10 protein-coding genes are annotated in these 7636 nt (G+C 38.6%); all 10 read right to left on the bottom strand.

Annotation, left to right across the window (positions count from 1 at the left end):
* Positions 1-154: 154 nt before the first annotated feature.
* Entirely contained in the window at positions 155-1402 is a 1248-nt protein-coding gene (locus B4F91_RS05625) for a hypothetical protein (protein WP_064386707.1), read from the bottom strand.
* Positions 1403-1656: 254 nt separating this feature from the next.
* Positions 1657-2463 (bottom strand): S1 family peptidase, encoded by an 807-nt coding sequence (locus B4F91_RS05630; RefSeq protein WP_055018908.1) that lies wholly within the window; start codon positions 2461-2463, stop codon positions 1657-1659.
* 196 nt (positions 2464-2659) lie between these two features.
* On the bottom strand, positions 2660-3391 hold the full coding sequence (locus B4F91_RS05635) for a MauE/DoxX family redox-associated membrane protein (protein WP_055018909.1): 732 nt from the start codon (positions 3389-3391) through the stop codon (positions 2660-2662).
* Between the two features lie 33 nt (positions 3392-3424).
* On the bottom strand, positions 3425-3934 hold the full coding sequence (locus B4F91_RS05640; RefSeq protein WP_024032683.1) for a DUF305 domain-containing protein: 510 nt from the start codon (positions 3932-3934) through the stop codon (positions 3425-3427).
* Positions 3935-4074: 140 nt separating this feature from the next.
* Positions 4075-4593: a DUF411 domain-containing protein gene (locus B4F91_RS05645; protein ID WP_004588799.1), complete on the bottom strand. Its 519-nt coding sequence runs from the start codon at positions 4591-4593 to the stop codon at positions 4075-4077.
* A gap of 10 nt (positions 4594-4603) precedes the next feature.
* Positions 4604-5092 (bottom strand): YybH family protein, encoded by a 489-nt coding sequence (locus B4F91_RS05650; RefSeq protein WP_008109928.1) that lies wholly within the window; start codon positions 5090-5092, stop codon positions 4604-4606.
* A gap of 22 nt (positions 5093-5114) precedes the next feature.
* A complete protein-coding gene (locus B4F91_RS05655) occupies positions 5115-6023 on the bottom strand; it encodes a copper resistance D family protein (RefSeq protein ID WP_024032685.1) in 909 nt (302 codons plus the stop codon).
* An 11-nt stretch (positions 6024-6034) separates the two neighbouring features.
* On the bottom strand, positions 6035-6442 hold the full coding sequence (locus B4F91_RS05660; RefSeq protein ID WP_004588802.1) for a copper resistance CopC family protein: 408 nt from the start codon (positions 6440-6442) through the stop codon (positions 6035-6037).
* A gap of 22 nt (positions 6443-6464) precedes the next feature.
* On the bottom strand, positions 6465-7328 hold the full coding sequence (locus tag B4F91_RS05665; protein WP_055011431.1) for a copper resistance protein B: 864 nt from the start codon (positions 7326-7328) through the stop codon (positions 6465-6467).
* Positions 7325-7636: multicopper oxidase domain-containing protein (locus B4F91_RS05670; RefSeq protein WP_288635418.1), on the bottom strand; the 312-nt coding region annotated here is incomplete at its 5' end. The genes B4F91_RS05670 and B4F91_RS05665, both read right to left, overlap by 4 nt.

Below are 7636 nucleotides of genomic sequence, written 5' to 3' on the forward strand. Positions count from 1 at the left end.
AGCTCGGCAGTCCAACTCTTTTCTACTCCATTGTGTTTTACGTTAGTTTTTCTACACAGCATTCAGTTTAGTATTTGACTTACTTTACCTTATGACAAAAACTCTAGCTATATGGTCAAACTTACTCATCCACTGCAGTCCGTCAAGTTGATAGCTATTCAATAACTAAGTGCCGGTTAATAGCTTTTTTACACTCAAGGGTAAAGCGCCCCCCCATGTCCCTATCTACTTCGAACCTTTTCTTTTCCGAATCGACAAACCTTACAGTTGTTTTTATGTTCTCACCTTCACCGCTCAGGATGAGGGTAAGAGTGTTCTCATCTACCTCTTTGTAACCGAGAGTTAGCTTCTTCTCTCCAGCTTGGTTGTATATGTCATATTTTGGATAGTTGTCATCAACCTCCACAGCGCCTATTTTATCGCTTTCGCCTAGTAGTGGTTCAAGAACAATATCTTGAATAACCTGACAAGCTAATAGGTATAAAGGAGAACCCTGCGCTTGTTTGATGATCGACCTTAGCTGGATGCTTCTATACAGGCCACCAAATGTAGCCCCTTCACTACTGGTCACTAAACTCTCCGCTATTTCATGGGCAGCAACAAACATGTTCAGTATATCCTCTTGTGAGTTGGATTTTTCAGTTGATGGGGTTTCAACCACTTGATTCACTATGGGGGATAACTCTCCACCTAAGAAGTTTGTTAGATGGAGTGTTTCGAAAAAAGCATCTCGGTAGGTATTTATATCTGAGCTATCCAAATTAATCACCCTCATCCCAATTTCATAATGCAGTGTTAGTGCACATTGATTTAAATACTGAATTAGCTGGATGATCAGACTTTCTTTGATGTGCCTGTTCGGCGTTTCTTTGGCTTCTTCGTTTTGCAATAGGTTTAGAGCTTCTTCTAGTAGCCTTTCGGTATTCCGAAAGTAGTAGTCAATGGCTCGTATCGCTTCATCACAGACACTTAGTTTACCACGTTTAATTAGACGGTCTTCCGCATACACCTTTGAGTGAATTGCTGGCAAGTCATCTGTTGAAATAAAAGTAAATGCACGGTCAGAGGATAATTTACCAAACTGCTTAATTAAAAGACGCTCACTAACATCATACTCATCTCTAAGGTGTCTATTTATTACTTGCTGCTCCTCTAATTCGGATGGCTTATTTGAGTTGTGAGCTATCAACCATTGAATTAATGTCGTAACACAAAAAACAACAGAAGCCAGCGGTATCCGATAGGTTTCTAATGTATGTTTTAGCCCCTCAGAGAAGCCAGAGACATTTTGAGCCATAGAGACCAATGTCAACACTACAATTAGAGTGAAAAATGGCAACACCCAAAACCAAATGGATTTGTATGGAGGTTGCCTTCTAGCTTTGCTCTTTATTGTGTCCATAAATATTTCTCAGTCAGTAGGTTATGTACTAGCTTACCCTATGAAACCCGTCATAACCAACAGAGTTTGCTTGCGTTGCACATCATCCACACTGCCAGAAAGTCCGCCGTGGCGAGCCGCTTATTCAATACATCACCTAATTCTAACTGAGTTAATTTAACAACCTATGTAACTCAAAATTGTCCAAGAACGAGCTTAAACGACCGTCCGCTTCTCGCTCTAGGTCGAACTTCATTACAGTCCCAAAACAGACGCTAATTGACAGTTTTTGGTTCGCTAGCTAATACATCCTTAATCCACTTACTATAATTGGAAATTCTCACTTGATATGCAGTTGTACCATATAACCCACCCTTAAAATCAGAAATATCGCCATGCGCTAATTGCCAACTTGAAAGCCCTACAAGAAAGGGTATACCACCCTGATAAATGACAGAGGCTCCACCACTATCACCTGAAGCGTGCATTCCCTCTAGAGGTAATCCATTAGGTGCCTTATCAAACCTGAATGTCAGCCAATTAGTTTCTGCATTTTCGATAATATTTTGGAAGTGATTCAGCTGTTTCAAAGATTTAGTCTCAGACTCTTCGCCAATAAGCCCATTACCTGTGGCACCTCTACCAAAAACTGTAACTGTTTTTCCTTGTTCTTTTGTGTTTGTGTAAAGAGTAATCGGTAATACATCGCTCACAGGCGAAGTTAATTTGATTAATGCAATATCACTTCTTGCTTTAAAAAAACTCATTAAAGGCGCTAAATTTCCTTTCAACAAACTTTCGCTAGGTTTTTCAAATTCAGGATGTATGTACACTTTTTCAATTTGATATGTATTTGATCCAATCCTTAAACTTTTACCAATATAATTATAAAAAATGGTATGCGCGACAGTTACAACCCACCTTGGGTTAATTAAAGCGCCATGCCCTTCATGAGGCATATCCACTAAGAAGTTAGGAGCTTCTTTCGACACATAATTCTCAGGGGGAATATCATGCCTTTTTACAACAGCGAGACAGCTAATAGAAAAGACAAATAGAAAAATGAAAAAGAAAGCTTTCATAGTGCGTCCATGTTTTTATGAATGCTTTACAGGCTACCTTGCAAGCTAGGAGAAGGCAACTAATTCGACCGTCTGCAATTCGCTCATAGCAGTCTGCCTGATGAAGTCTAAACGTATTCACTTAAACTGTAAGATCAGATATGAGCTGGTACAACTTGACTAGTACACCATTATGTTTTTAAATTAAAGCTGTTGTTTACTTAATAAACATCCAAATACCGGCAGCGATCATAAACAGGTTTTCTGTTAGGGAGATAAACCCTAGTGGTACGTTACTGTCACCGCCTACACACGCACATTTTAACTCTCGTTTATCTATATAGACTGCTTTTATCACTGAAACAGCACCAACCCCACCTATGAACAATGAAATAGGGGCAATAATATAGGCTGGTAATCCGGCTATCATTCCAATGCCAACAAATGCTTCTAAAAATGGGTAAACATAGGCGTACCTGACTACTTTCATAGCGACTAAGTCATAGGTTATAAATGAATTAGTAAAGCTAAATAAGTCTTGAAGCTTTTGTATTGCTAACACTGCCATTGTTAGGGCTACAAATAGTTCAGCGGTTTGCATTGATAATAAGCTATTATTCGCTGCAAAACTAAATGCCACACTAAGCAAAAAACTAACCGAAAAAATCGCAATCACGGGCGTGTAAGTTGTACCTTCTTGCCCAGCTTTTGGCTTATCAAAGTAATCGCGTAAGTCGTCATAGCCACCTATACGTTTATTATCAATAAATGTTTGAGGTGTAGTTTCTACACTGTGTTGTTTTTTAAATTCATCTGTTTGCTCTCGAGAAGTTAATAGCTGATCATCAACTGTATATCCCTCTCGCTCTAGTAGGTCTTTTGATTTTAAACCAAACGGGCAAATATGCTCATCTGTGGCCATTCTAAAAAGTTGGGCTGATTTACTCATGTTTAGCTCCCTTTTATGTATTGGTATAAAATTTTACTTAGCATTAAAATCCGGTACGGTCCTAGATTGTGCTTGCTCCTGAGTTTCTGCTAGGCCATTTTTCTCTATATCCTTTAGTAACCACTGCATTTCTTTAATCTCACGACGCTGTGCCTCAATAATATTTGTTGCAAGCTCTTGGACTCGCTTATCTTTGATTTTTGCCCTTTCACTGGTGAGTATTGCAATTGAATGATGTGGGATCATCGCCGACATCCATGAGCTATCATCAACAGTCGCTTGTGATCGAACTAAAAATAAACTTCCCGCAAATACGGTAACACTAGCAATGAGTACTGTTATATTTTTCTTTTTATCTTTATACATATTGAGCATGAAAAGTAGCATTATCACTGCCATCATGGCTCCCATATAAAGCGCCATATAAGTGCGAGTTTCACTAAAAAAAACATGACTTAGCTGATAAGTATTCAAATACATCAGTACAAACATGACTAATGTTGATGTGGCTATCATTAAGAAAAACTTTAAATACTGCGACATTAGATGGCTCCTTTCTATCATTTACTTTGTATATCATTTATACCAATGGGTAATTCTTACAGGTTATTAGGCGTAAACCCACTATATATTTAATCATTGAATCAATGTTTATTATTACATCAAGAGTTGTGCCATAAGTGTTAAAACTGCTCAGCGTATTTGCTAATATGCTTATAAGTATTTTGCTGTAAATCGTGCGTAAGCATTTCAATATTATATTTATAAAAGCGATCGCCCATTTCCATACCTGGCGTACCAGCAGGCATAGCGGGAACAGAGAGCCCTATCGTCTTTTCAGGATGTTGTTCAGCTAAAAACTGTTTTATATGTTTGGCGGGAACATGACCTTCAAATACAAATCCATCGGCTGAAACGGCTGTATGGCATGACCGCATATTTGGTTTTATTTGATACTGAGATTTAATCGTCCCCATGTCATTGACGTTAATTGCTTTTGTTTGAATATTGTTTTCGCTCAAATGAGCAATCCACTTATTACAACATCCACAATTTTTACTTTTATAAACGGTAAGCTCAATTTTAGGTTTTTCTGAATTCTCATAAGTTATTAATGCTTTATGTTGTTTTTCGATACTTATCGCCGAAAATGACATAGTTAATGATAAAAATAACGCTGAGGTAATGTAGATTACTCGCATTGTTAACTCCTTAATTTGACCAATGAATATGAGTGATTTTCCAACCTGTATCGGTGTTTTTTAATGTGATTGATTCCATTCCCATAGACTTAATATCTTTTCCTTTGTACTTTCCTTGAGTTTTACTTCTTGAAATTGAGTAAGCTATGTCTCCATTTGTGTAAACTTGATGCTCTAGTAGTTCACTATTAACAGCACTTAAGAATTTCATATCCGCTATCATATGATGTTTCGCGTATTCATCTGCAGAACGCTCAACACTTCCGCCTTCAAAAATGATGACATCGTCGGCCAGTAATTTACGTGCAGCTTCGCGATTGCCTTGTTTTAGAGATGCATGAAATAGGCTGACTGTTTTTGCAGCCTCGCTATCAACATTGACAAAGGCCTTGCCTTTTTTTGAATATTTTTCATCGTCATGTGCACTAACAGTAAAAGAACTAACAGTGCTAAAAATTAGTAGCAATAAAATTTTTAAATTAAAGGATTTAATTAACATACGTTTCCCTTTTTATTAATCGTTAAATAGGCGGACCAACAAGTGTGGTAAATACACTTGTTGTAATAAGTACAAACAGGGCAATTACTATTTCAACAGTAATCGAGCGTTTTAATATACTTATATGGTGTTGTTGAGTGATTTGCGGGACTAAAAAAAGCTTATGCCATGCACCTAGGAGCAGCATCGCGCTGACGAGTAACAGCTTTAATAAAATTAGTTGCCCATAATCTGATGTAAACAATGCAGAAAATGACTCTAGGTACTGCAGGAGCAGAGTTAAGCCCGAAATAAGTAGTACAAATACAATAACAATAGCGAGTTGACCAAAGTAATGCATTAACCGCTTTACTTCACTGGTAGGTAGTAAAGTGCAGCTTTTGTAAAGCGGCCACAATGACCCTAACCAGCTCGCAATGGCAATAAGGTGAAAGGTTAAAATACTTTTCACTAACCCATTTTCGTTTGCACTGTGCCCAGTAAAAGTGAAGCTATAAGCGATAAACCCAAGCATGATTAGTATAACGGCACCGTTTTTATAACCTGCTACGTTATCATCTGATTCCACATTCCACATACATGCGCTAATTAGAGCAATAATAAGCGCTGGTATTCTAAACCTTGCTTGGTCACCTATGACTGATTGCCAAACAATTTCAAGCATAAAGGGGTCAAACATTCCCATAAAGCCTGATTCAGCCATTGCTCCAGCTTCTATAGGTACTTGTAAAAGTGCAGCAATACTACCTGTAACTACACACGTAATTTGCCAACGTTTTAAGAACTGATGAAAGCTAATTAAGTGATGCCCTGCAACATTGCTGTTGCCACACATAAAGCGCATTAATAAAGTGCCCGCAAGCCCTACAATTGCTATATAGCTTGCTAGTTTTAATAATAGTAAGAGCACTGACCATTCACTTAATTGCATGATGTTGCTACTTAATGATTATGTTTGCTGTGGGTATTAGATTGTTCTTGCATCATCTTATGCGATTCATTTTTATGTACCATAAATCTAAACGTGCCAGTCATTTTATGTCCATCACCACCCAGTGCTGTCCATTTAACCGTGTAAGTGCCTTGGGCTAGGCTCGGTAATGACCAATTAAAGTCTGTGCTTGGGGTGGCGCTGGGTTTGAAATCAAAGTTTATTGTTTTATTTTTTTCATCTTTGATGATGACTTTTGCTAGCCTTACTTCACCACTAAAAATTAACGAAAGTTCCTCTGGTCCTTGCATTAACATGGCTTCTTGTGCAGGTATTGATTGCTTGAGTGATATATGCGCTGATGCGGAAAATGTAAGCACTAAACCTAAAATGGCTACTGCAGAGTTAAAAAACTTCATAATTACCTCTTATTTAAAATGATTAAAACCAAAATTTAATACCCGCAACAAATGCGGTGTTGTTGCTACTTTGTCCACTTGATGTGGCATAGTCGGCGGTATTGCCAAATTTATTGCTCCATTCAACGCCAATATAGGGCGCAAACTGGCGTGTAAATTCATAACGAACCCTAAAGCCAATCGCGCTGCTTGATAGGCCACTTCCAAGCTCGTTTTGTTTATCGTTTTTGCCATAAAGTGTAATTTCGGCTCGCGGTTGTATAATTAGCTTTTGCGTGAGTAGTAGTTCGTACTCTGCCTCTAACGTAAATGCGGTATTGCCTCGCTCACCTACGTATGCTGTCATATCAAGTTCAAACCAATAAGGGGCTAAACCTTGTAAGCCAAAAGCCAACCATTGCCGATTTTCACCTTCTTTATTGTAATCAAGACGAACACCTGCTTGAGTATCCCAATATGCTGATACGGCGTGACCCCATAAAATATCGGTTTGGTTTTCTTCAATACTTCCTTCGCTGAAATCACCCTCGGTTTTAATTACCAATCGATCAAAGGTAGTGCCGTACCATGCTTGTAAGTCAAATACACCTGCGTTTGCTTGCTCGTTATATTCAAGACGATCGCCTAGTAATGCGTAAAATGGATGCTCATCAGCGAGTGTTAATCGCTCATTGCCCTCAAGCGCATATGGGCCTTCTGTTAAAGTTGTTCCCGCAGAGTAAGCATGGGGGTCTCTTGCATCTTTAGGTGCACTTCCTCCTTGTGGTTGCATCTTAGCGCTATTCATTTGTGCCATTTCACTTTGCGCTAATAAAGGGAAACTAATTAATGAAGCCCCAGTTAACATTAATAAACTAAATGATTTAGATAGTTTTAATTGTTTCATGATACGACTACCTCTCTAAACATGCCGGCATCCATATGGAATAATAAATGGCAATGCCAAGCCCAGCGCCCTACATCGTGAGGGGTGGTTAAAAAGCTGATTCTTTGTGCGGGTTGAACAGGTATTGTATGACGTCGCACTTGCACATCACCTTGCTCGTTTTCTAAATCACTCCACATACCATGCAGATGCATAGGGTGCGTCATCATGGTATCGTTTTGTAAAATAACTCTTAAACGTTGGTTATGCTTCATATGCACTGGCGTGCTTTTACCAAATTCTAAGCCATCAAATGACCAGCTATAACG

Origin of the sequence: Pseudoalteromonas sp. UBA6610 (assembly GCF_002433295.1) — a bacterium.
Lineage (GTDB): Bacteria > Pseudomonadota > Gammaproteobacteria > Enterobacterales > Alteromonadaceae > Pseudoalteromonas > Pseudoalteromonas atlantica.

Excerpts from the sequence above, each read along its gene's own strand:
- B4F91_RS05665 (WP_055011431.1), bottom strand. The coding sequence starts at position 7,328 with ATGAAACAATTAAAACTATCTAAATCATTTAGTTTATTAATGTTAACT.
- B4F91_RS05640 (WP_024032683.1), bottom strand. The coding sequence starts at position 3,934 with ATGTCGCAGTATTTAAAGTTTTTCTTAATGATAGCCACATCAACATTA.
- B4F91_RS05630 (WP_055018908.1), bottom strand. The coding sequence starts at position 2,463 with ATGAAAGCTTTCTTTTTCATTTTTCTATTTGTCTTTTCTATTAGCTGT.
- B4F91_RS05655 (WP_024032685.1), bottom strand. The coding sequence starts at position 6,023 with ATGCAATTAAGTGAATGGTCAGTGCTCTTACTATTATTAAAACTAGCA.
- B4F91_RS05635 (WP_055018909.1), bottom strand. The coding sequence starts at position 3,391 with ATGAGTAAATCAGCCCAACTTTTTAGAATGGCCACAGATGAGCATATT.
- B4F91_RS05660 (WP_004588802.1), bottom strand. The coding sequence starts at position 6,442 with ATGAAGTTTTTTAACTCTGCAGTAGCCATTTTAGGTTTAGTGCTTACA.
- B4F91_RS05625 (WP_064386707.1), bottom strand. The coding sequence starts at position 1,402 with ATGGACACAATAAAGAGCAAAGCTAGAAGGCAACCTCCATACAAATCC.
- B4F91_RS05645 (WP_004588799.1), bottom strand. The coding sequence starts at position 4,593 with ATGCGAGTAATCTACATTACCTCAGCGTTATTTTTATCATTAACTATG.
- B4F91_RS05650 (WP_008109928.1), bottom strand. The coding sequence starts at position 5,092 with ATGTTAATTAAATCCTTTAATTTAAAAATTTTATTGCTACTAATTTTT.